The sequence below is a fragment of the aff. Roholtiella sp. LEGE 12411 genome (assembly GCF_015206995.1).
Taxonomy (GTDB): Bacteria; Cyanobacteriota; Cyanobacteriia; order Cyanobacteriales; family Nostocaceae; genus Komarekiella.
On record NZ_JADEXR010000043.1, the window covers coordinates 20,822 to 45,097 of the forward strand.

General features: G+C 41.4%; 21 protein-coding genes and 2 pseudogenes. 12 read left to right on the plus strand and 11 right to left on the minus strand.

The window, feature by feature from the left end:
• Nucleotides 1-5 precede the first annotated feature (5 nt).
• The gene (locus tag IQ246_RS12245; RefSeq protein ID WP_194003346.1) at nucleotides 6-476 is read right to left on the minus strand and encodes a hypothetical protein; all 471 of its coding nucleotides are present in this window, start codon (nucleotides 474-476) and stop codon (nucleotides 6-8) included.
• A gap of 700 nt (nucleotides 477-1,176) precedes the next feature.
• Here IQ246_RS12245 and IQ246_RS12250 point away from each other — a divergent pair.
• Nucleotides 1,177-1,662: an allophycocyanin gene (locus IQ246_RS12250; protein WP_194003348.1), complete on the plus strand. Its 486-nt coding sequence runs from the start codon at nucleotides 1,177-1,179 to the stop codon at nucleotides 1,660-1,662.
• Between the two features lie 535 nt (nucleotides 1,663-2,197).
• Nucleotides 2,198-3,232, plus strand: coding sequence for a VOC family protein (locus tag IQ246_RS12255; RefSeq protein ID WP_194003350.1), 1,035 nt, complete (start codon nucleotides 2,198-2,200; stop codon nucleotides 3,230-3,232).
• A gap of 46 nt (nucleotides 3,233-3,278) precedes the next feature.
• Here IQ246_RS12255 and IQ246_RS12260 read toward each other — a convergent pair whose 3' ends face one another.
• Nucleotides 3,279-3,878: a PEP-CTERM sorting domain-containing protein gene (locus tag IQ246_RS12260; RefSeq protein ID WP_339379268.1), complete on the minus strand. Its 600-nt coding sequence runs from the start codon at nucleotides 3,876-3,878 to the stop codon at nucleotides 3,279-3,281.
• Nucleotides 3,879-4,184: 306 nt separating this feature from the next.
• Between IQ246_RS12260 and IQ246_RS12265 the strand changes: the two genes are divergently transcribed.
• The 3 genes from IQ246_RS12265 to IQ246_RS12275 all read left to right on the plus strand — a co-directional run bounded on the left by IQ246_RS12265 (nucleotide 4,185) and on the right by IQ246_RS12275 (nucleotide 6,659).
• Complete coding sequence (locus tag IQ246_RS12265; protein WP_194003388.1) at nucleotides 4,185-4,790, plus strand: YdcF family protein; 606 nt, start codon at nucleotides 4,185-4,187, stop codon at nucleotides 4,788-4,790.
• A 133-nt stretch (nucleotides 4,791-4,923) separates the two neighbouring features.
• Nucleotides 4,924-5,466, plus strand: a complete 543-nt coding sequence (locus IQ246_RS12270) for a hypothetical protein (protein WP_194003354.1) — start codon at nucleotides 4,924-4,926, stop codon at nucleotides 5,464-5,466.
• 143 nt (nucleotides 5,467-5,609) lie between these two features.
• On the plus strand, nucleotides 5,610-6,659 hold the full coding sequence (locus IQ246_RS12275) for a D-alanine--D-alanine ligase (RefSeq protein ID WP_194003356.1): 1,050 nt from the start codon (nucleotides 5,610-5,612) through the stop codon (nucleotides 6,657-6,659).
• Between the two features lie 85 nt (nucleotides 6,660-6,744).
• Here IQ246_RS12275 and IQ246_RS12280 read toward each other — a convergent pair whose 3' ends face one another.
• From IQ246_RS12280 to IQ246_RS12290, 3 genes are all read right to left on the minus strand, one after another.
• Complete coding sequence (locus tag IQ246_RS12280) at nucleotides 6,745-8,142, minus strand: ATP-grasp domain-containing protein (RefSeq protein ID WP_194003358.1); 1,398 nt, start codon at nucleotides 8,140-8,142, stop codon at nucleotides 6,745-6,747.
• An 87-nt stretch (nucleotides 8,143-8,229) separates the two neighbouring features.
• Entirely contained in the window at nucleotides 8,230-9,063 is an 834-nt protein-coding gene (locus tag IQ246_RS12285) for an O-methyltransferase (protein ID WP_194003360.1), read from the minus strand.
• A gap of 4 nt (nucleotides 9,064-9,067) precedes the next feature.
• Complete coding sequence (locus tag IQ246_RS12290) at nucleotides 9,068-10,300, minus strand: sedoheptulose 7-phosphate cyclase (RefSeq protein ID WP_194003362.1); 1,233 nt, start codon at nucleotides 10,298-10,300, stop codon at nucleotides 9,068-9,070.
• Nucleotides 10,301-11,203: 903 nt separating this feature from the next.
• On the opposite strand from IQ246_RS12290, the gene IQ246_RS12295 reads away from it, so the two are divergent.
• The 3 genes from IQ246_RS12295 to IQ246_RS12305 all read left to right on the plus strand — a co-directional run bounded on the left by IQ246_RS12295 (nucleotide 11,204) and on the right by IQ246_RS12305 (nucleotide 13,576).
• Complete coding sequence (locus tag IQ246_RS12295) at nucleotides 11,204-11,920, plus strand: trans-aconitate 2-methyltransferase (protein WP_194003363.1); 717 nt, start codon at nucleotides 11,204-11,206, stop codon at nucleotides 11,918-11,920.
• A 150-nt stretch (nucleotides 11,921-12,070) separates the two neighbouring features.
• Nucleotides 12,071-13,150, plus strand: coding sequence for a M4 family metallopeptidase (locus tag IQ246_RS12300; RefSeq protein ID WP_194003365.1), 1,080 nt, complete (start codon nucleotides 12,071-12,073; stop codon nucleotides 13,148-13,150).
• A 132-nt stretch (nucleotides 13,151-13,282) separates the two neighbouring features.
• A complete protein-coding gene (locus tag IQ246_RS12305; protein WP_194003367.1) occupies nucleotides 13,283-13,576 on the plus strand; it encodes a protealysin inhibitor emfourin in 294 nt (97 codons plus the stop codon).
• A 109-nt stretch (nucleotides 13,577-13,685) separates the two neighbouring features.
• Here IQ246_RS12305 and IQ246_RS12310 read toward each other — a convergent pair whose 3' ends face one another.
• Together IQ246_RS12310 and IQ246_RS12315 are read right to left on the minus strand one after the other, a co-directional pair.
• Nucleotides 13,686-14,612 (minus strand): cobalamin-binding protein, encoded by a 927-nt coding sequence (locus IQ246_RS12310; RefSeq protein ID WP_194003369.1) that lies wholly within the window; start codon nucleotides 14,610-14,612, stop codon nucleotides 13,686-13,688.
• 135 nt (nucleotides 14,613-14,747) lie between these two features.
• Nucleotides 14,748-16,133, minus strand: coding sequence for an RNA-guided endonuclease TnpB family protein (locus IQ246_RS12315; protein WP_194003371.1), 1,386 nt, complete (start codon nucleotides 16,131-16,133; stop codon nucleotides 14,748-14,750).
• Between the two features lie 69 nt (nucleotides 16,134-16,202).
• Here IQ246_RS12315 and tnpA point away from each other — a divergent pair, with 69 nt between their 5' ends.
• On the plus strand, nucleotides 16,203-16,610 hold the full coding sequence (tnpA, locus tag IQ246_RS12320; protein WP_194003373.1) for an IS200/IS605 family transposase: 408 nt from the start codon (nucleotides 16,203-16,205) through the stop codon (nucleotides 16,608-16,610).
• A 97-nt stretch (nucleotides 16,611-16,707) separates the two neighbouring features.
• Here the strand turns inward: tnpA and IQ246_RS12325 are convergent.
• The 3 genes and pseudogenes from IQ246_RS12325 to IQ246_RS12335 all read right to left on the minus strand — a co-directional run bounded on the left by IQ246_RS12325 (nucleotide 16,708) and on the right by IQ246_RS12335 (nucleotide 21,139).
• Nucleotides 16,708-18,289 (minus strand): annotated as a pseudogene (locus tag IQ246_RS12325) (hydantoinase B/oxoprolinase family protein).
• A gap of 17 nt (nucleotides 18,290-18,306) precedes the next feature.
• A complete protein-coding gene (locus IQ246_RS12330; protein ID WP_194003375.1) occupies nucleotides 18,307-18,972 on the minus strand; it encodes an N-acetyltransferase in 666 nt (221 codons plus the stop codon).
• Between the two features lie 79 nt (nucleotides 18,973-19,051).
• The gene (locus tag IQ246_RS12335; RefSeq protein ID WP_194003377.1) at nucleotides 19,052-21,139 is read right to left on the minus strand and encodes a hydantoinase/oxoprolinase family protein; all 2,088 of its coding nucleotides are present in this window, start codon (nucleotides 21,137-21,139) and stop codon (nucleotides 19,052-19,054) included.
• Nucleotides 21,140-21,640: 501 nt separating this feature from the next.
• Here IQ246_RS12335 and IQ246_RS12340 point away from each other — a divergent pair.
• The 3 genes and pseudogenes from IQ246_RS12340 to murQ all read left to right on the plus strand — a co-directional run bounded on the left by IQ246_RS12340 (nucleotide 21,641) and on the right by murQ (nucleotide 23,413).
• Nucleotides 21,641-21,877 (plus strand): hypothetical protein, encoded by a 237-nt coding sequence (locus tag IQ246_RS12340; RefSeq protein ID WP_194003378.1) that lies wholly within the window; start codon nucleotides 21,641-21,643, stop codon nucleotides 21,875-21,877.
• Nucleotides 21,877-22,270: pseudogene (locus IQ246_RS12345) on the plus strand (type II toxin-antitoxin system VapC family toxin). The gene IQ246_RS12340 and the pseudogene IQ246_RS12345 overlap by 1 nt, the downstream one beginning before the upstream one ends.
• 180 nt (nucleotides 22,271-22,450) lie before the next feature.
• Entirely contained in the window at nucleotides 22,451-23,413 is a 963-nt protein-coding gene (gene murQ / locus IQ246_RS12350; protein WP_194003380.1) for an N-acetylmuramic acid 6-phosphate etherase, read from the plus strand.
• A 49-nt stretch (nucleotides 23,414-23,462) separates the two neighbouring features.
• Here the strand turns inward: murQ and IQ246_RS12355 are convergent, their stop codons facing one another.
• A complete protein-coding gene (locus IQ246_RS12355) occupies nucleotides 23,463-23,963 on the minus strand; it encodes a sterol desaturase family protein (RefSeq protein ID WP_194003382.1) in 501 nt (166 codons plus the stop codon).
• Between the last annotated feature and the right edge of the window lie 313 nt (nucleotides 23,964-24,276).

Sequence of the window (24,276 nt, forward strand, 5' to 3'; positions counted from 1 at the left end):
ACGTACTAATTCAAGAAGAATTTTCTAGAGATTGGGTTTTCTTTAAGAGATTGAATAAAATCTCTTAAAGTCATCATGCTACCTTTTAAGGTGAACTTAGGAGTGCCATTTTGAGCAACAATTCTCACCTCATCATCTTTGATTTGAATCTGACTTTTAATGCTGTCCCATAGAGTGTCAAAGCTCTCGTCATCCTTGCAACCATTGGCTTCAAGAAACTTTTGGCGGACTTCTGTTTTTAGTGCTAACGCTTCCGCTGCTTGGGTGCGGGCCTCAAAGTGCTTAACTACATCTTCATAGCCACTCTCCTTTAGAGTTTTGTTTTCAGCCTGAACTTCCTCTAGCTGAGTTTTTACGGCTTGCAATTGTGACGCTAAAGCAGATGACTTCTGGTATTCAATTTTTAAGGCTAGCTTTGCATTGGTTAACAAGGCTTTGTAATCTAGCTGTTCTTGGTTTTGAATTTCGGATTCCATTTTTATCTCTTATGCTAATTGGAGTAGTTTTTATAGTTTTTCCCGTAAAAGATAACAGTTAGATGGTATGAGGGGTATTTCCATCCAGAAGATGCTGATATGAAGGTATTGAGTTGCGATCGCACTTAAAAATCATGTTTGAGCAAGCATTGGAATAGTGTATAAGTTGTTCGATCTGTACGAAAAATATTCAAAATGTTACAAAATAGATTTTATCTAACAATACTTGATAGTAATAAATAAATTACATCTACCTGATTATATCAAAATAAATCACTTTATTCTAATAGCTTTTTATTAAAAAATAGCTGCTATAATAAAAATATAAAAATAGCGACAACGCTACACGTTGCGAGGCAACCAAGATGGATGCCAATGAAGTTTGAAGCCGATATGCAGGCAAAGAAGATTAGTTATTAACTAAAAGCTGGGCATAGTGATTATAAAGACTCAATCTGGGTTACAGGGATTCAGAGAGATTAAGTACGATTTGGAAAATTAATTAGCAAGATATACTTTTAGCGATCGCAGAAGGATTCAAACTTGCCTAATTCTGATGGTACATAGCCTAAACTTCCAAGTCGTGCTTAAAAATAACTAAAACCTTTAACTACTAGATTTAGAACAACTTACTAGTTAAACAGAACCTTGGAACCCTGATAGAGCAAACTTAATTCCATTTTTTTAAAGGAGTCTATTAATGAGCCTTATCTTAAAGTCGATTGTCAACGCTGACGCCGGTGCTCGTTATCTCAGCCCTGGGGAGCTAGAGCCGATTAAAAACTTTGTTAAGAGTGGTGAGCGCCGTCTGCGTCTAGTTCAGGTTTTAACGGAGAATCGGGAGTCTATTATTAAGCAAGCTGGAAATGAGCTATTTCAAAAGCGCCCAGATATTATCTCCCCTGGTGGTAATGCCTTTGGTCAGGAAATGAGTGCAACTTGCTTACGGGACATGGATTACTATCTGCGTTTGATCACCTACAGTGTTGTGGCTGGGGAATCGACACCGCTTCAAGAAATTGGAGTAAGTGGTGCTCGCGAAATGTACAAGTCTCTTGGGACTCCGATTGAGGCGGTTGTCGAAAGTATCCGTGCGATGAAAAGTAGCGCCACCTCGATGATTTCTGAAGAAGACGCTAACGAAGTTGGCGCTTACTTTGATTACCTAATTGCTGGTATTCAGTAGAGCAATGATCTTTCTGGACTACAGGAATTGGATAACTTATTTCTTGAATCTCTCTTCCTGGCGTTGTAGCTATTTTACTTATCACTACATTGGAGAGTAATAATGTCGAAAGAAAAAAAAGGCAATAAAGAAGTTAAAAAACCAAAAAAAGATTCCCAGAAAAAAAAGGATAAAAAAGACTCAAATAACAATAACAGTTTAGGCATGAACTAACCTAAAATATTCACTTTATCTTGTTCCTAGCCTTTGGTTGGGAATAGTTTTTTTAATCCCAAAGAGCAATCTTTGGAATCCCCCGCTATAGTCGGTACTCCGACTTAGCGGTGGGAGGATTTGACATACCTCCTCGTCCTGAAGGAGCGAGGATTCCTTGACACTTCACTGGGATGCGCCACTAAGTGGTCTTATCGTCCCTCCATGTCCGTTTATAGTCTCCCAATGCCCTATGGCGACTTGTTTCTATTGTAGCAGCAAAAGCCGTCCTAGAAGGACGGGGCTTGTATCCCATTATTTTGGTCAACAATCTAAAATTAATATGGCTCAAGAGCAACCAACTGCTATTGAAGGTATTTATGAAGTGTGTATTGGCATCCCAGAGCCAATTTCTGCCATTCAGTATTGGGAGCAATTTGGCTATCGTATTGGTCAAGTGGGTGAATTAACCGCAGATGTAGCCAATCAATTATATGGGGTGAATTCGTCTTTACGCTCAATTCGTCTCTATCACCAAAATGCAGATCATGGTTTGATTCGGCTGATGGTTTGGCAAAAACCTACAAATCAAGGGTTGGGAACAGAGTCAATGAAAGTTAAAGGAAATCGCTGGGGAACTACTTTAACTGCGGATGTGCTAAGTATCTTAAATCATGCAGAAGATGCAAAAGCAGCAGGTTGGCCTATCAGATACACCAATCCTTACTGGGAAGTCATCTACAACAAAGAAAGGAAAAGCCGCCCTTTTGTTGAGCAGGCGGTTGGGGTGCGAGAAATGCTACTACTGCAACCCTTAGCTCGACAGGTTTTATTTCAAAGGTTTGGCTATACACTACCGCACTACGGACAAATCAACCACAACGCTGCACTGAAGGCTAGTCAGTTTACCCATATAGGAATAATCACTCAAGATGACAGCAAAAAAACTCTGAAGTTTTACGAAGAAGTTTTGGGTTTGCTGCGTGTACGTGATAATGTCGAAACTAGCTATGAATCTTCAGCAGCAGGTCGAGATATTTTTGATCTCAAGCCTGGTGAAAAGTTTACTGTTACTACCTTTGATGATCCACGTTCTTCCAAGTCCGACCTAATGGCTGCACGCAGTGGCAGACTTTACGTGATTCGCTTTCCAGATTATGTCAATTTAGAATCGCGTTTTGAGGCAACTCAACCAGGTAGCTTGGGGATGTGCCTGTATACTTACCGTGTACGGGGAATACAGGAATATTGCGATCGCATCAAAGCAAGTTCCATCCAAAAGCTTACGCCTATTGTTAGCAATGAGTTTGGTGAGATGAGTTTCTCCTTCATTGCACCGGATGGCTACTTCTGGACTTTGCTAGAAGGGAATAATTAATTTTCAACTAAGAATTTGGTTTGGGGAAAAGGTTTTTTATTTCTCTTTACCGACAAGTATTGCATCCGTTGCGCCCTTCTATTTTCTTGGACTTTCTTTTCATCGCAATCATCAGTCCAAGCGCTGTTAGACTACCCAGAATCTCAGATGGTTCTGGAACTTTGACAGCAGCGACTTTCGTAAAAGTGGCGTAATTTAAACTAATTTCAGACATAATTGGCTGTGGAAAACCTGCTTGCGATCGCTCATCTAAATCCCACCTATTTGGATTATAAAATGAGCCAAACTCTGCGATCGCCCCGGAATCATACGGGCCGATGGGCACAAAAAAGGAGGTTTTTCCCCCAGCAATCAGAGGTACAGGGGTTTGGCTATTCAATAAATTAGTGATTGCATTCGTCGCTGCTAAGGCATTAGTATCATCCAACAACGGTGTACTAGTGGGTTTCGCTGGGTCAAACAAATTTACCGCTGAATCGTTAATAAAATTCACATTATATTGTTTGTTCCCAATCTGCAAATCCTCGATACTCTTAGCATTATTACCCTCCAGATTTACTTTAGCAGCCTCAACCCTGACTGCTACGCCAACCCAGGTAATTACAGAAACTGTAATGGCAAAGCCTAATTTAATTGCTTTTTTCACCAATTTTTCAGGCTCCTATAAAAACGTTACAAGATTGAGTGCGTTTTTGTCCGCAGGTCAAATTTGTTACTATTTATATTCCGTGCATAATATTTTCATGACTTTGATAAGTTGACATAAACGCTATAAATAATCAAGACATAGTTGTATGATTTTTATAAAAAATTCATCAAATCTTCATGCTAATTTAATTAATAATTGCAACCAATCCATTGTAAAGATGTTGCAATGCACCAATCCATTGTAGAGACGTTGCATTGCAACGTCTCTACAATATTTGATTATTTGGCAGACCCTTATTCAGCAATGCCCAATTACAAAATTCCAAAACGATGGCTAGTTCTGGTTTCGTTGACTTTAATATCTACTCTAATGCTGGCGTTTTTATCTACAGCATTGAGTATTTATTTGTACAGCAGCAATAGTAGTAATATCAAGGCAGAAGCGGCAATTGTTTTAGGAGCAGCAGCCTGGGGAAAAGAACCATCTCCTGTTTTTAGAGAACGAATTAACCACGCCATTAATCTGTATAAAAACGGGAATGTTAGTACCATAATTTTTACAGGCGGAGTTGGCGATCGCAATGAACCAGCTGAAGCAATAGTTGGTAAAAACTATGCGATCGCACAACGGGTTAAAGCAGCTGATATTCTGATCGAAACTCAATCTCGAACAACTTCACAGAACTTGAAAAACGCTATACAAGTGGCGTCTCATAACCAATTAACCAAGTTTCTCATTGTTAGCGACCCATTGCATACAAAGCGAGCCATGTTGATGGCGCGAGACTTAGGAATGGATGCACATCCATCTCCCACACCTACCACCCGCTATCGCAGTTTTCCTAGTCAGATGGAGTTTCTAATACGAGAAACTTATTTTTACCTTGTTTATCTTGTGTTAAAAATCTAACTGCTGACTTGGGATTTTCTGAATCTTTGAGTATGAACAATTTCGTCTGTTTCCAAGCATAACTGATCTTGAGCCGGAAAACATGTCAAATTATTTGAATAAGTACCAAATGTTTGATAGGAAAATGATACTAATGAAAATTTGGGCTGTGATGTTTGTGCTGACTTCTTCTTGGTTAATATCTGAAGTCCAAGCCTCTGAGCCGATTAATGCTACTTCTGTTTTGGTAGAAAAAACCACAGTATATTCTCAGTTAACGAATGGGAAGCAGATTACTGTTAATAAAGCCGAGTTCGGGCTTAAAAGAGTAGATTTCAGAGGGAAAGCTAACTTTGTTCCTACAAATAGAGTGCCACTTCAGGAGGGAAACGCCTATGGGTGGCGAATTGAACTTAAAGATTACCAGAGTGAAGTGAAATGGCGTGAAGTTATACGTTTACCAAAACCCCCAGAGACATGGGGTACAGCTGATGGTGAAAATTTCTCAATATCAAAAGACGGGACTACCGCAGTCACGAAGCGCATACAACCAGCTACAGATGGTGTGATTGAAAATTTTTGGACGATCGCACCAGGTGATCCGCTTGGTAAATATAAGATAGAGGTCTATATTGATGACCGTTTAGTAGGTTCTTTCGAGTTTGAACTTGTTTCAGCCCTAGAGAATCGGCGCTGATCTGATCTTAGGTCTTGCTATCCCGCTTTGGAATGAATTTCAACGCTAATAGCGAAAGTTCACTTAAGTGGACTGAAATTTTTGCTGATTAAATTCATAGAACCGCTAGACTCCAGTTATAACAACAGCTAGGAAGATAAATCATGCCAGTACTTAATATCCTTCATTTAGTTGGGTCTGCACACAATGATTTTTACTGTGATTTATCACGCCTTTACGCCCAAGACTGTCTAGCAGCAACAGCAGATCGATCGCGTTATGACTTTCAGATTGCATACATCACACCCGATCGCAACTGGCGATTTCCTCACTCCCTCAGCCCTGAAGATATTGCTATGACCAAACCGATTCCTCTATTTGATGCCATACAGTTTCTAACAGTGCAAAACATTGACATTATGTTACCGCAAATGTTTTGTATTCCTGGAATGACTCAGTACCGCGCTCTATTCGATCTACTCAAGATCCCTTACATCGGCAATACTCCGGATATCATGGCAATAACGGCCCACAAAGCCAGAACCAAAGCAATTGTCGAAGCAGCAGGGGTGAAAGTACCTCGTGGGGAACTGCTCCGCCAAGGAGACGTTCCGACAATTACACCTCCAGCAGTCATCAAACCCGTAAATTCGGATAACTCTTTAGGTGTTACCTTAGTCAAAGAGGCTACTGACTATGACGCTGCTTTGAAGAAAGCATTTGAATATGCAGATGAAGTCATCGTAGAAGAATTCATCGAACTCGGTCGAGAAGTCAGATGCGGTATCATTGTCAAAGACGGGGAGCTAATTGGTTTACCCCTGGAAGAGTACCTGGTAGATCCCCACGAGAAACCCATCCGCAACTATGCTGATAAACTCAAACAAACGGACGATGGCAACTTGGATTATGCCGCTAAAGATAATATTAAGTCTTGGATTGTAGACCCTAATGACCCAATCACCCAAAAGGTTCAGCAAGTAGCTAAAAAGTGTCATCAGGCTTTAGGTTGTCGCCACTACAGTTTATTTGACTTCCGCATAGATCCAAAGGGACAACCTTGGTTTTTAGAAGCCGGATTGTATTGTTCTTTTTCCACCAAAAGTGTGATTTCCTCTATGGCGAAAGCAGCGGGAATCCCTCTAAATGATTTATTAATAACCGCTATTAATGAAACGTTGGGTAGCAATAAAAAGGCGTTGCAAAATTCATAGTGAATTTGGTAAAAAATAAAGGCGAACAAAACTTGGTTGGAGTCTGAATCACCTTCCAAGTTTTCCCAGTAAAGAGTCCCTTCAACTAGTCACCGCCTAATTCAACCAGTTTGCCGATATTGAAGTCTATTTTCACCCAGCCTTTAAGTTGTTGCAGATTTTGCAGCAAAAGTAAAGTAATCTGCCAATGGTGCAAAGTTAAAAATGGTATAGGATCATCCATGCTATAGATTGCATCTGTGCCTCGCACCAAGTTCTTAAACCAAGTTTGCAAATGTTTCCAAGAACGAATACCAGTCAGTCGCCAGATTTCGTGATATAGCCAGTAAGTAGGCTTGCTATCAGCCAAGGGTTCTAGAGGTGCAGCTTGGGGAGTTTTACCAAGATAGGCTTGTGCAACACCAGGGTGATTGTAGAACATTGTGATTGCAGAATGGGTGCGGGGATTACATTCAATGGCGTAGACTGTACCGTCTTCAGCTTGGATAAAGTCAAAAGATACTTGTCCAGTTAGTCTCAGGCTCTTAACGAAGTGTTGCACCCATTCGCGGATTTGGGGATTTTCCACATTTTCATAGTTGATTTGAAATGCAGAAGAGTTTGAGCAGCAATGCAATCTTAACTCTCCATCCCGCACCGTACTATGAGTGCATAATTCTTTACCAGGAATAAACTCTTGCATAATCCAAGGTTTTTCTGGGCTGATGGGTAAACTCCTCACAAACGCTGCTGTTTCTTCTGGGGTGTCACAGGGAAGTTTGGTTAAGTTCAAGCGGCGAACGGAGTCGTAGGAAATACTTTTAATAATATATTTGCGGGTTTCTTGACTAAAATCGAAGTTAATAATTTGTTCTGGATCTGTAATTTTAAAAGATTTGGGGACAGATAAACCGAGCGATCGCGCCTGATCGGTAAAGGCAAATTTGTCATCCAACATTGCAGTTATATCTGCATCGAAGTGGAAAACCTCACAGTATTCTGATAGTACAGGCTTGGCTAACGAGTCGTAGTAGCTAGCTACAGGGCTGCATACGGGTACGTAAACATCTATTTTCTCCTTTTTGACGATTTCCAATAAAGCCTGGGTGTAGCCTTGTGGGTCGTCCTGTGGTGCTGGCACTGTATAAAAACGACTCACAGCATTTGAGAATCTATGCCCAGATAACCAGTATTTATTACCTTCAATCAGAATAACTCTGTTACCTGCTGCGTGGAAGGAGCGAGCAAGTTGTAATGCTTTGGTCATCTTGCCGCCACTGACCAAGATATTCTGAGGATGTGCAGCAATGGCAGTTGGTTTCGTGAACGGGTTACGCACAATTACCCACAGCAAGGATATCAACACTACAAAAGCATTGAGTGGCAAAGCGATCAGCAATAGTGCTAAAGTACCGAGAGTCTTGAATAGAGCCACTATCTTTGTTTTCACAACCGTTAATGGGGTCGTGGGTTGAGAAAAAGATAAGGGAATTGATTGTGTCATCAGTTTTTCCTTCAAGCAAAATACGAGTCTTTCGTAAGGGCACAACATGTTGTGCCCTTATCATGTGTTACTAGTTCCCAGTCCCGATTACGCCACGCGTCTAATCAGGGTTACACCATCTCGTATTGGTAACAAAACTTGCTCTACACGGGTATCTGTGGCGACAACGCGGTTAAATTGAGCGATCGCCTCGCCGTTGGCAGTACGTTGTTCAGGCGGTAGGTAAACTTCTCCTTGCAACAAAGTATTATCTACGCAGATTAACCCATCTGGAGCTAGTAACTGAGTATCCAAAATTATCTGGAAGTACTCTACATACTCCTTTTTATCGGCATCAATGAAGATCAGATCAAATGATTCTTTTTGGGCCGCCAGCTTATGGAGTGTCTGTAGGGCGGGTGCTACCTCTACAACAATTTTATTTCCGTGAGGAGACTCATGAAAGCAAGCTTGAGCAAATTCGGCAACATAAGAGTCTACTTCGCAAGCAATGAGTTGTCCATCGCTTGGTAACGCCTCCGCCATGGCCAAGGCTGAATATCCGGTGAACATGCCCACTTCTAGGATGCGCTTGGCCTTGGTTATATGCACAAACATTTTTAATGTCTGTCCCTCAAGATGTCCTGAGAGCATTTCTTGCTCTAGTTGACGCATTGTTTCACCATCGCTAAAGCGTTTGCTCCAGTCTTCTTTACTGGTTTTCTGCGCTAGTGCTGTCAATGCGCTCGATTCGGGGGTGGTGCAATCATCTAGATATGGATCTAAACCTGCTGCTAATTGTAAACTCTCCCGTAGAGAAGTCAATATGTCTAGAGGAATATTGCTTTTCTCTGCCATTCGGAGGGTATTTTGTAGCTGCGCTACGAGGATGCTATGTGGAGTTATGGGTCTTGCGGTATCTTGTTTGAAAATGCTAGTCATGTCTTCAGACTCCCAAGAGTTTTGATTCTTCTTGGGTTTCGATGTAAGCATCAATTCCGTCACCACCACGCGGGTATGTAGCACACAGACGTTTGTGTTCAGCTAAGGCTGCATCCAGTTCCTCGCGGGTGAGATCGTTGACAAAGGAGCACTCACCAATAGGTCGCGGCATGGCTGCGCGTTGTTTGCCATCTCGTGTCAAGCTTATAGACTGGGTGGCATACCATAATAAATCGCTATCTAGTAGAGGATGATCGATTGATAAACCTATACGACTCATCAAACCCAGAATACGATCGCGTTCTCCAGTTGTGATATAACCACGTTTAGCAGCAATGGTTGCAGAGAAAGCCATGTCTATATTAACGGCATGACCATGATACAGGGGCACCATCGGAGCTAATTCTAAGGTAGGACTCCAAGTGTGACCGTAGGCAATGACGCGATCAAGGTCTAATTCATGCAAGTTAGGAGTCTCTAACTCCAGCATAGTCTTAATTGCTTCGTAGTTGACTCTGTGGGCGATCGCTTTGAGTTGGTTGGTGCTATTTACGTGTCCAAAGTGTGTTTGCAACAGATCTTCACCATATTCATACAGCAATTCAAAGACTTCCGAATTAGCAACCACAGCAATCTTGACTAACTCCGCCATCCCATTGCGAACTTGAGCCGTTGGTAAGGTTTTCAAGAAGGAGAAATCGAGGATAACTTTCAAAGGAGCATGATACGCTCCCAAGCGATTTTTTAACTTCCGATGATTAACTGCTACCTTAATCGCCACACCTGCATCAATCAAACCAATCAGTGTAGTCGGAACGCGAATGTAGTTGCTCTTGCGACGGTAAGCGGCGCAAGCAAACCCAGCTACATCAGTGATTAAACCACCACCCACAACTAAAACTGGTTCCTTACGAATTAAGCCAAAGTCCGAAAAAGCATCAACAATTTTTTCAAAGGTTGCAAGGGTTTTAGCTGGCTCAGTAATGGTGATGGGCAATACAGTCAGATCAATGCCATAGTGCTTAAAATATGACTTTATCTGTGTTCCATATAGTCTATTTACGTTGGCATCAATCACAGTTAAACAGCGTCCAAATTTCTCGTAGCTGTCGGCGATTTCTCGGTTATCGATATCAAATGCACCGTTCACATAAACAAGGCTAAACTCGATTTTTTCGTAACCTTCGACGTGAAATGAAGATTCCGTTGCTTCAAATGACGCTTGAACATTATTCATTGCTGTTGACCTTAATACAAATGAAAAATTTGTGAGAATCCAAGACAATATTTCAGATTTACCACAACGCAGCCCAATAACGAACAATGCTTTTTATTGCTCTAGATTCAAAGGCATCCTAATATGAGCTTTAACTAAAAAAGCTCACTCATATTACTGACAGGTAATGTTACTACACACTACTTGCTTTAGGTAAATTTTTTCTGCTAACCACTCATCTGCGATCGCCTTACAATCTAGTCAACTAATCCTACTGGCAACATCTTGCTATGGATACTTGCACCTTTCCAGGATTATTGACTTTCAGAAATTAACCCGGAATTCAGATTAATTTCACTATTTCATCTACAATGGCCTTGCCACTGTTCGACTCGGCAAAATTTGTATCATAAAAAACTGTTCAGATTGTTGATATACACCAGGCTTCCATTTAAGATTACAGCCCTGATTCACCTTCAGATCGCTGTTTTTTAGCATTAGTCTCGAACCTTATATCGCTAAACTTGCTACAGTCTGTTTGACTCCGAATAACCGTATAATTTCAGTCTTTTCAGTCAAGTTACTGCTCAGTATTAAAAATACTAACATCATTAACTTATGAAAACTCAGAATTTAGATCTATTCAGAGTTGCTAATGGCAAAACTTGGTACAACTCCACTTTCAGGAGAGATTGCATGGAAAAAGTATTTAAAAAACGGTCTTATTGACTTTATTGTTCCAAAATAAGGCTATTTCAGCTTGAGCCAGCAAATTATGTACTGGTCAATAAATTAGAACAACAATACGAATCATAACATTAAAACAATACGATTCATAACATGTATACTCAGATTCGAGTAAATGCGTACATCGTTAATGAAAAATTATTAAGATTGATGATGTGTCTAACGCTGTAAATTCTTATGCAACAGCCATTTCCCGGTGAAGTATTCGCCAAAACCGCTGATTTTGATGCTGGCATTCGCCAAATCTTACCCCGATACGACGAGATGTTGGAGGTAATTACGCGGTGTCTACATATCACAAATAGTCGCATTTTAGAATTAGGCTGCGGTACAGGCGAACTCAGTCTGAAGATCCTCAACCGTTGGCCAGATGCTCAAATAATTGCTTTAGATTATTCACCCCGAATGCTGGAATTTGCTCAAAACAAAATCACAGCGGCTGGATATCAAAAACAGTGGACTGGAATCCAAGCAGACTTTGGCGAATGGGCAAACAATCCAGAAGGATTGCAGATTGGTAGCAAATTTGATGCTTGTGTATCATCCTTAGCAATTCACCATCTCCAAGACGAGATGAAGTTAAAGTTATTTCAACGAATTGCTACCAGCCTCATTCAAGGTGGTTGTTTTTGGAATGCAGATCCGATATTGCCAGAATCACCTCTGTTAATAGAAATTTACAAAGCAGCGCGAGAGGATTGGGTAGAGCAACAAGGGACTAATTTAGCAGAAATTAACGCCAAACGTAGTATCAGTACTACACAAGGTTATTCGAGTCAAGATCAGCTAGCTACATTGGATGCTCATTTGCAAATGTTGACCAAAGCTGGGTTTAAGACAATAGCAGTACCTTGGAAATATTACGGTTTGGCTGTATTTGGTGGCTGGTTGTGACACTTTAGATATCCGTATTTTAAATTGTCCATTCCCTTTAACCTTTCCTCCTAACCGAAAAGTATTGTTTTGTAGGTATTTTTCTACTTTTTTCAATAATATTGTTGAAGTTACTTTTTATCACTTAGCTTCAAAAGGAGAATATCTTGGATGGCTCGAAACAAAAAGAAATCAGATAAGTTTAACTGTGAGCATCCACTCTACTCTAGATGCCCGATCTGTTGTATTATCCCGCCGCACATGCTGGAGAATGTCGCTGTGAATGGCACTACCCAGCAGCGTAGTTGGGCTTTTCAAACATTAAATGTGTCGGCACAAGTTCGCGGACGACGAAACATTGTAGGTAATATCTCGTTTGCGCCCTCTCCCGGTGAAAAACGCCGTACCATCTACGATGCTAAAAATAGTGAGGAACTGCCTGGTATTTTAGTACGTGGTGAGGGAGATCCTCCTAGCACTGATGAAGCGGTGAATGAAGCTTACGACGCTGCTGGTGCTACTTATGACATGTTTTATGAGTTATTTGAGCGTAATTCTATTGATGATAAGGGTCTGCGTTTAGATTCTAGTGTGCATTATGGTGTCAATTATGACAATGCCTTTTGGAATGGCGACCAGATGGTTTATGGTGATGGAGACCAAGAACTGTTCCAACGCTTCACTAAATGCATTGATGTGATTGGGCATGAGTTAGCTCATGGTGTGACTCAGTATGAAGCAGGTCTACAGTATTATGGCGAACCGGGGGCACTGAATGAATCGTTTTCTGATGTCTTTGGTTCCCTGGTAAAGCAGAAGGCAAAAAATCACACAGTACAAGATGCAGACTGGCTCATCGGAGAAAATCTTTTGATGCCAACTGTCCAAGGTACTGGCATCCGGTCAATGAAAGCACCAGGAACTGCGTATGATGACGCTGTGCTGGGTAAAGACCCCCAACCCGCCCATATCAAAGACAAATACACTGGTGAGGAAGATAACGCTGGGGTACATATAAATTCAGGTATTCCCAACTATGCTTTTTATTTAGCAGCGGTCGAAATTGGTGGCTATGCTTGGGAAAAAGCTGGCAAAATATGGTATGTAAGTTTACGCGATCGCCTGCGTGCCAAAACAGATTTCAAAAAAGCTGCCAACATAACTATCAAAGTTGCTGGAGAACTCTACGGAAATGGCTGTAATGAGCAGAAAGCTGTGCAAAATGCTTGGAAACGGGTAGGAGTCCTGTAGGGTAAGAGTATAATCGCGTCTGTACTCACCACTGATAAATGTATTGTTTGTTGTTGTTAAACTGGGAGAGGAAAGTTTTCATCTCCCAGTCTTTATATTCTCCCCATAAAAAGCACAACGGAGAGCAAAAAAATGCGGATCTCGTTTGAACGCACGGGCGGCTTCGCTGGGATTAGCAAGAAAAAAACCTTTGATACAGCCACTCTCCCGCCAAACGAAGCCCAAGAACTACTCCGACTAGTAGAAGCTGCTGATTTATTTGAGTTACCTGAACAAATTACCTCCTTTAACCCCCAGAGCGATCGCTTTCAATATAAAGTTACAGTGGAAGACAGCGGTACGCAACATACAGTAACGCTCAGTGAGGTAGCATTGCCAGGAACTTTAAGACCGCTGATTGAATGGCTCAATAAAAGTAGAACTTAGCAGGCAAAAGGGCAGTGCTTCGACTTCGCTCAGCAACCGGGGCACAAGGGGAATAAATATTGACTATTGACTCTTGACTATTGACTATTGACTCTTGACTCAGCACTCATTACACATCTTCCCAACCAGTGCCTTTGTAACCATATTCAAAAATTTCTGGATGCAAAATTTCTGCCAAAATTTCCAACGAATCTACTAATCGTGGCCCTGGACGGTTAAAGTAGGCATTGCCATCCGTAATATAAACCCTACCAGATTTAGCAGCGTGTAGTTTTTCCCACTCTGAATGCTGAATTAACAACTGGGCTTCTTGACGAGTGCGATTTAAATCAAAACCGCAAGGCATAAAAACAATCGCATCTGGATTGCTTGCTAACAGTGTTTCCCACGGTAGTATGGGAGAAGGTTGTCCTGTGACGCAAAACAGGGACTGGCCTCCTGCTAAGTTGACTAATTCGGGAATCCAATTTGCAGCTACCATCAAAGGATCAGTCCACTCGATACAGGCGACAGTGGGTAGTTCATTTAAAGAAAGTCCTTGGACTTTTTGCTGACAAATTCTGACGCGGGCTTCTAAGTTTTCTATAACCTTTACCGAGTCTACCTTAAAGGCATTACCTACTCGCTCAATATCAGCCCAAACATCTTTGAGAATATTGGGTTGTAAAGAAATAATTTGGGGTTGACTGTGGACAAGTGTAGTGACTGCCTTTTCAACATCATGGAAACTGACAGCACAGACATCACATTGATCTTGAGTGACTATGTGTGTAGGTTGCAATTGCTCTAAAACATCTGTTTTGATTTGATAAATACTGAGAGCAGATTGCAATAGATCATTTACCTGGTTGTGAATTTCGCTGCTAGAGGCATTGCTGTTTAAGCGTGCTTGGGTACAAATGGGAAGATTTTGGATTTCTGGGGGGTAGTCACATTCATGCGATCGCCCCACAATATTATCAACTAACCCCAGTGCGGCTAAAATCTCTGTTCCACCGGGAATCAGGGAGACGATTCTCACACTACTATCTGTCATTCCTCCACCTCCATAACAGCTGCCATCAGCTTGATCTTCGCAAAATTTGTGTCATTAGGCATCTTTCTACAGGAGAATTCAAGAGGTTCAGGTAGTCAGTACTAAGCAAGAAATTGACTGCTAAATGAACTACCTCTAGGTGGCTTCGCCTGAGCTAGAGGTTTCTACATCCTCTAGCCTGTTAAGCGCGAAATTGCTTTGAGATTTCTGACGCTTCTTTTCCCCTAGTTGCCTCATACTTCCTGCTGGAGAGGGGGTGCGTGAGGTAGAGCTAGTAAGATCAGCGTCTACGAGACTGGTTCCCAATCCCGGTAGATTTCCTTTTGCCCAATAAAGCATAACTTCGGCAGCAGCAATATCTCTATCCTGGGAATATCCACAACTACACTGATGCACTCGAATGTCGAGTGTCTTTTTGTGCTGGTGTCCACATTTAGGGCAGGTTTGAGAAGGCTTTACTTGTGGCGTTGGAACTTCGATAAATACACCACCAATTTGCTCTATTTTGTATTTGATGGTGCTGCGTAACATTCCAAACCCCACGTCAAGAATAGACTTATTTAATCCAGCCTTCTGTTTTTTGCGCTTGCCTTTGTTCGCTTTTCGGGTCATGTTTTTTACTTCTAGCTTTTCAGTTGCAACGAGGCTATTACTGCTGATTATCTCTGCTGCAACTTGGTGTACCCAATTCTGGCGTTGATTACCGACTTTACGAGTCAGCTTGCTAACCTGGGATTGGGCTTTTTTAAACCGCCTAGAAGCTAAAATCTTTTTTCTTCTGTTTGGCGCACGTTTGCGCCTTTTATCCTTAGAGGATTTCTTGATTAGATGTTCTGCATTCCTGAAAAACTTTGGAGGATCAATAATAAGATGATTCTCACCATCAGTAATTGATAATGCTGCATTACACCCTAAGTCAATACCGATAGCACCGATAGGTAAAATCTCTAGCTGTAGAATTTGGTCTAATACGTTGACAGTAATTGAGGCATACCATTTACCATTGCGACAAAGAATGGTACAAGTAGTTGGTTTGCCCCAATACTTAGCCTGTCCACGCATCTGGATACGCCCAATTTTAGACAAATTGAGATACCCGTTCTTGAAAAGTTCTCCGGGGGGATACTCCCCCCGGCAGACTTTTCGCTTTTCGCCATTTGAATCTACCTTAAAACCTGCACAATCGGGATATGTCCATCCTGAGTAATGCCTGATTGACTTGAATCTAGGGCGTTTACCTAAACCCTTGAACCAACGCTCAAAAGCAAAGTCAACACGTTTTAGAGTCGCTTGCAGAGCATGACTAGGAAGTTCCTTGTATTCTATCCAAACCTCTTTAAACGCAGGTAAACAATTCTGTTGCTCAAAATAATCAACCTTGTGGTTGAACTTTTGATATTGAGTAAATCTGTTATTGACTGCGGCATTATACAAGTCCTTGTGGAGCTTTCGGTGATACCGCAAAATTGATTCAGTTTTCTCGTTTGGGTATAACCGGAAAGTCAATCGTCTTGTTGCCACAGTGCGTTTTTGCGAACCTCTAAAAATCTGGTATATTAGTACAATACATCAGACGCGGTTATCTGTCAAATGCTTCCTCGTAAAGGCTCACACGCTATTTTTTCTATTCAGTTGCACTTTATGTTTATTACCAAGTATCGCAAGCATGTAATTACCGCACCGATCCTTGAAAGGATGCACGGAATTTTTGCAAATATTTGCATTAAAACTAATTGCATTTTGGTAGAATTCTCAGGCGAACAAGACCATGTTCATTTGTTGGTAGATTACCATCCAGATAACAATATTTCTGATTTTACTTCTAGTCTAAAATCTGCTAGTAGTAGGATTATTCGTAAAGAATTTAAGGAGCATATTGAAAAGTTCTACTGGAAACCTTTGTTCTGGTCTAGCTCGTATTATGTAGCCTCAAGTGGTGGCGCACCAATTGACAAACTTAGAAAATATATCAAAGAACAGGATGTTTCAACTAAATAAATATAGATTGGTTATTTCCACTTCGTTTCAATAACCCCCTCTGATCCCTACCTTACGAGTACGTTGAAGGTAGGGACTGCCGCCATACGTTCAAAACTCAACAGACTTTACCAAATCCTCCTCCCCCAGGAGTTTCGATCACAAAAACATCCCCGTATTCCATCTCTACTGTTGCTGTGCTGTCTAAATTCTCTTCATTTCCATTCTGACGTTGTATCCAGTTGCGTCCCACAAGTCCAGCTTCCCCACCATTTAAACCGAAGGGAGGAACAACCCGATGACCAGAGAGAATATTAGCTGTCATCGATTCTAAAAACCGAATATGGCGAATAACCCCATTACCGCCATAATGTTTTCCTTTGCCTCCACTATCAGGATGAAGACTAAAGCTTTCTAAAAGTACAGGATAACGGGATTCTAAAACTTCTGGATCAGTTAAGCGGGAGTTAGTCATGTGAGAATGGACACCATCAGTCCCATCAAAATCCATCCCCGCCCCAGAGCCGCCACAAATGGTTTCATAATATTGATAACGGTCATTACCAAAGGTAAAATTATTCATCGTTCCTTGAGAAGCCGCCATCACACCCAAAGCACCATATAAAGCATCAACAATAGTTTGAGAAGTTTCTACATTACCCGCTACTACCGCTGCTGGATAAGTTGGGTTCAGCATACAACCAACTGGAATAATAATTTCTAGAGGGTTAAGACACCCAGCATTCAGAGGAATATTATCATTAACCAAAGTACGGAAGACATATAATACTGCTGCTTGAGTTACGGCTTTTGGAGCATTGAAATTACTATTTAGTTGTTCAGAAGTTCCAGTAAAATCAATAGTCGCACTCCGATTTTCTCGGTGAATTGTCACTTTAACTTGAATTATTGCCCCATTATCCATTTCATAAATAAATGAGCCATCTTTGAGAATATCAATAGCCCTCCTGACTGACTCCTCTGCATTAGCTTGCACCAATTTCATGTAAGCTTGGACAGTCTCAAGTCCGTATTGATCAACCATTTTGCAAAGTTCTTGCACTCCCCTTTTATTAGCAGCAATTTGTGCTTTAAAATCTGCTATGTTTTGGTCAGGGTTACGAGCAGGATAAATATGATTAGAAAAGTGCTGTCTTACTGCAAATTCTCGAAAATTTCCCTCTTCAACCAAGAGAAAATTATCAAAAATAATTCCTTCTTCTTCTACTGTAGTACTGTGAGGAGGCATTGAACCAGGAGTAATTCCACCGATATCAGCTTGGTGTCCACGAGAAGCGACATAGAAGAGGGGAGTGGGAGAGGGGGAGAGGGAGAGGGGGAGATGAAATATGATCGCTGTCCAAAAATACAGGGGTAATTGCTGTTACATCAGGAAGATGTGTTCCGCCATTATAAGGATTATTAGATAGATACACATTACCTGGTTTTAGAGTATCGCCTTGATCATTAATTAAACTGCGGACACTTTCACTCATTGAGCCTAAATGTACAGGAATGTGAGGAGCATTCGCAACTAATAATCCAGAAGAGTCGAAAATAGCGCAGGAAAAATCCAGCCTCTCTTTTATATTTACTGATGTAGCCGTATTTTGGAGAACAATTCCCATTTGTTCGGCGATAAATTGATAGAGATTTTTGAAGATTTCTAACCGGACTGGATCAGGTTGAGTGGTATTCATTGTTGAACCCTATTTGTTTAGATTAAATTATTAGCACGACGGCAATCATCCAGAAGTGCGTTTAGTTCTGCAATAACTTTCCAAGGATTTTTACCTTTAAAAACAGCGCGCACACCGATACCAGCAATTTCCGTCGTCTGATTTCCCGGCACGGAACACACTCCAGCCCCGACTGGTTCGCCTGTTTCCGCCACACGAGCAAGTACAGCGATTCCGCCTGCTGCTAGGCTATTACCAAGACGTTTACCATCTTCTGGGCTTGGTGCAGACTCTCCGTAAGCTTCGTTTTGCACCGTAACTGTAGCAAGCATCTGGGCGTCTGAAACTGGCACGATTAATTCGATGTCCGGTGGAACGGGAAGCAATTGCTCTGAACCAGGAGTGCAAATCATAAGCGGTAAGCGTCCCTCAACAGTGAAACCAGCAGCTACAAGTGCCTCTTCGACAGCAGGTGCAAGGGAAGTAACGTACTCCAAACGCGGTTTTCGTCCGCGACTTTCATAAGCAGCGATTAGTGCTTTGACATCGGTGAGTGACGGTATGGCTGCGTCGTCGGGGATGGCATAGTTAAGAAAGGGATTGGTGCTATGGCGGTTAAAGCTGGCGAGGAAAGGCCCAATCTGCTCAGTGTCACGTTGCTGGCTAGCCGCGAAGCGCAAATATGACTGAATGCGAAAGTCCATAAATGGATAGCCTTTTTATTGTAAAACCGTGTTGAGATTAGTGTAGCGAGGGTAAATATTTTCCAGCACAACAATCAGTTTATAAACGTTGCAAGATTAAATGATTACGTTCAGTTAATCTTGCTTCCCAGTTAGGTTCAACTACAATCGTGCTAATTTTTTCGACAACGATCGCAGGCCCGTTAATACTATCTTGTGGTTGTAAATCTTCGCGTCGATAAACAGGAGTATTATACCATTTATCAGCAGTAAACATCTTGATTATTTCAACATAAATAGGAACTTCATCTATTGGACGGATACGATTAATTAAGGGTTCTTCAGGAGTATCCATCTTCTGAATTACTTCTACTGAAACGGATTCAACAATTAATATTTTATCTAATTGAATGAAACCATAACGAGATTGATGTTCAGTCTCAAACTCTAGTTGCATCTCTGCCACATCATCGGTGAAACCAATAGTCAATATCGAGTTAGTTCCCTCATACTTTAAATTTAGTTTAGTAACTACTTCTTCATGATGTACTTCATTCAACTCACTCCTAGCTTGAATTTCTAAAGACTCCATTAACTGCTGTAGTTGAGGAATGAATGCTTGAGTTAAAGGCTTTTCTACCCCCACTTCTCTAATTGCTCGAACATCAGCTAATCCCATACCGTAAGCAGAAAGAACCCCCGCATAAGGATGAAGAAATATCTTTTTCATCCCTAAAGTGTCAGCAATTAAACATGCAACTTGTCCTCCTGCTCCCCCAAAACAACAAAGCACATATTGACTGACATCATAACCCCGTTGTAGACTAATTTTTTTAATCGCATTTGCCATATTTTCCACTGCGATCGCAATAAATCCAGCGGCTACTTGTTCAGGGGTACGAGTGTTTCCTGTGACAGCCTCAATATCTTGAGCTAATTGTGTAAATCGCTGAATGACAATATCTTTATCTAAAGGTAAGTTACCATCAATTCCGAAGACAGAAGGAAAATACTGCGGGTGAACTTTGCCTAACATGACATTAGCATCAGTAACTGCTAACGGCCCACCGCGTCGGTAACAAGCAGCCCCAGGATTTGAGCCAGCAGATTCCGGCCCGACACGATAACTAAAACCATCAAAAAATAAAATAGAACCGCCGCCAGCAGCAATAGTATTAATTGCTAATACAGGAACTCTCATCCTAACGCCAGCAATTTCCGAATCTAGTTGTCGTTCATACTCTCCTTTAAAGTGAGCAACATCTGTACTTGTTCCTCCCATATCAAAGGTAATTACTAATTCAAAACCTGCTCGTTTACTAGTTTGAACTGCGCCAACAATGCCCCCAGCCGGGCCACTCAAAATGCTATCTTTTCCTTGAAATTGTTCGGCTGCAATTAAACCGCCATCAGACTTCATAAACATTAGTTTTACTCCTGGTAACTGACTAGCTACCTGGTTAACGTAGCGACGCAGAGTAGGAGTTAAATAAGCATCTACAACTGTTGTATCCCCTCGACTCACTAACTTCATTAAAGGGCTAACTTGATGGGATACGGAAATTTGTGTAAAACCGATTTCTGCGGCAATTTTGGTAACTTTTTGTTCGTGATTGGGATAGCGATCGCTGTGCATGAAAACAATAGCACAACTGCGAATACCGATGTTATAAACCGCTTGCAAGTCATTTTTGACTTGTTCAATATTTATAGGGGTTAATTCATTTCCGTGGGTGTCATAGCGTTCATCAATCTCAATCACCTGCTCATAAAGCATGGTTGGTAAAACAATATGACGAGCAAAGATATTAGGACGATTTTGATAGCCTATTCGCAGGGCATCTTTAAAACCTTTAGTAATGACAAGGACGACGCGATCGCCTTTTCTTTCCAACAGTGCATTTGTTGCGACTGTTGTCCCCATTTTTACCACTTCTATTGCTTCACCAGCAATAGGTTCATTACCTGATAAACCAATGATATCCCGAATACCCTGAATAGCTGCATCTTGATATTGCTCAGAATTTTCTGAAAGCAATTTATAGACGATAACCCATTGTTTTTTAAATAAGGGAACAATTAAAAAACGTTCAGGATGTATTGAAAGCCTATCTACGATTATCTGATTATTAGTAACAGCTACAATATCTGTGAATGTACCACCGCGATCGGCAAACACTTTTAACATTACTTCATTCCTCAATGCTCTAAAAGTAGAGTAGCAGTGGAATGAGGAATGTTTCTACTTAACACGTAAAATATTTTTACGATAGATATAAATGGGGTCATGCTGGGATGTATACAAAATGACCCACAATGTCAAAAAATGGAAAAGCAAGTTTTGCAACAATTTTGTGTGGTATTAGACTGCTGACAACTTATACACTTTCCGAATTAGAACAAGTTATTGCCCAAAACTGACCGCTTTACTGCTGCAACTACCAAACTCAGAAAGTCGTATATTTGGTCAGACCCTAAGAAGCACAAGCAGATAGAGAAATTGCTTGACTAACTGTAGACACTGATAAATGTTGGGTAAACTTCGTTCCCACTGCTCCCCGTTTCTCTCATTTTCATAACTAAGCAAGTCACGGCTAAAAAGGAAGGGGAGCCAAAACGCCATAATAAAAAAACTAGAGAAAGTAACATCCATTTCTCTTTTTCTCCATTAATAAATAGGAGTAGTAAGATGGAAGCTTACAAAATAGAAGCTGTTTTAACTGAAGATGGAACTTTGATGCTGCGGGACTTACCTTTTCATGCGGGAGATGCTGTGGAGGTGATTATTCTGTCAGCTAAAACTCCACAACTTCAACAAGCAGCACCTAGCCAACCAGAAACAAATCTTTATCCAATGCGCGGTAAAGTAATCCGTTACGATGATCCAACAGAACCCGTTGCCTTGGAAGATTGGGAAGTTTTGTAATGATCATACTTGATACGCATATCTGGGTTTGGTGGGTTGACGACAACTCCAGACTAAATAAAAAGTATAGGGAGTTGATAGAAGAATATCAACCTTACGGTTTTGGAGTAAGTATTGTTTCTTGTTGGGAAGTCGCCAAATTAGTAGAAAAAAATCGACTAGTTTTTTCTTGTTCAGTTAATGAATGGTTGGAAACAGCTTGCTTTGGTTTATCCCGAAGTACAACTATTAAATTTAACTTTGCCGATAGTGGTTGATTCAACTCAATTAAGTGGATTTCATAGCGACCCTTTTGACCAAGTTATTGTAGCTACAGCAAGAGTTTATGGATGCCCTTTATTAACTGTTGACGCGAAAATCCTTAACTATTCTGGTGTGGAAACGCTTTCATAATGTTCTGAGCAACTATAATTGTTAAAATTTTTCTCGACTCAGTGAAGTATTTCTGATTCTCAGTTCAGGTTATCCTATGGGTGTAGAAAGAATTTCTACAGAGATCACGGCAAGCTATAAAGCAAAAAAAATGAAAGTTTATAGCAAGTACTAAGCTTTTTCGCTCATCATGCTCAAACTATGCATAATTCAGACAAACCTAACGTAAATACGGATGTTATACCCGTTCGAGGGTATCTGTTAACCGAGCAAGTAAATCCTAATAGTCTTAATTTAGACCAACTCAATTCTGTGGAATTGGTAGAGCTGTTTAATAGTGAAGACCAAAAAGCAGTTACAGCAGTCGCAGCGGCTAAAACTCAGTTAGCTGAAGCGATTGAGCGCACCGCAGAGCGTTTGCACCACGGAGGACGCCTGTTTTATGTTGGTGCGGGTACAAGTGGCAGATTAGGTGTGTTAGATGCTGCTGAGTGTCCACCTACTTTCTGTACACCTCCTGAGTTAGTACAAGGGATTATTGCTGGTGGTGCTGGGGCGCTGGTACGCAGTTCCGAGGATTTAGAAGACCGTGCTGAAGATGGTGAAGATGCGATCGCTCAACGACACATTACCCAGTTAGATGTAGTAGTTGGTATTACCGCTGGTGGGACAACGCCATTTGTTCACGGTGCGCTAAACGCCGCTCGTCAGCGGGGAGCTACTACTATTTTTATCGCTTGTGTTCCTGCTGAACAAGTGAGGTTTGATGCTGATGTTGACATTCGCCTGTTAACAGGCCCAGAAGTAATAGCCGGTTCAACTCGCCTGAAAGCCGGTACAGTCACAAAGCTAGCTTTAAATATCTTATCCACCGGAGTGATGGTTAAGCTCGGCAAAGTTTATGGTAATCGCATGGTGGATGTAGCCGTCACAAATCAAAAATTACGCGATCGCGCTTTGCAAATTTTGCAAGATCTCACCGGTTTAAGTCGTGAAGCCGCTGGTTTCTTACTAGAACATAGTGGTAAGTGGGTCAAGCTAGCTCTATTGATGCACTGGACTGGTTTGACAAAAGACGATGGCGATCGGCTTTTATCAGAACATCAAGGTAATCTCCGCGCAGCTGTTGCGAGCTACAAAAACGACAATAATAGACCACAGTAGGGTGAGCATTGTAATGCCCACTCTACAAGCAACGAGGTGATAAACCTAGCTAAACTCGCGAATAACGCAGATGAAGCCTTAGAAGTCGTAACCAGCGCATCCACGCTTTAGAAGGTTGCTCAAAAAATGTGAAAATATCGCCGAAGCCCAGGTTAGTTTTTTGATGGTGTAGCCAGTGTCTCTCAGGAGTCGTGATGAATAGAAGCTGGCATAAAATAGTTACGAGCTTTGGAGTTTGCCAACCCAAGACTACTATATGTCTCCACCATACGTGAAACTGCCCAAACAATAGTCCAAAGATAACGCCAATTGGAGAGTAAGGCCACAGAATCACTGACACAAGCAAATATGGCAGCGCACCCAGAATACCATCTAAAAGAACCTGGGTATTGAATGTTAAAATAGCGTAGTGGCGGAAGTCCTTCTTCCAGGAGTGGTGTGTTTTCAGGTGGAGGCTACCGAAAACATGCTCAGGTATGTGATAAACGAAAGTAGAAAGGAAATCGCCAAGAAACAGTAACAGCCAAGCAACAGCGATAGCCTCAAGCATTTGTACTCCTCAAATTCAGTAAAAAAACTCCACACAGCAAATTCTTTAAATGTCATGCTGAAGGCGATCGCGCGTATGTTGCTCAACCTGGGCTGAAAGACCAAGTTGCAACCAAAATTTGTTTGGTTGGAGATATACAAAGCACTTCCCGATAACAGCGCCCACTAGCGATCGCGTAAATCAGCATCTCTCAACCAAAACTATTTTGCGTATTGTGCGTCTTCGCTTCACTCACTTCTGCTCAGAATATATTATGTGTAGCGAAGTCGCAGTTTTATGAAAAACTCCACCTACAAGGGGATGGGGGATGGGG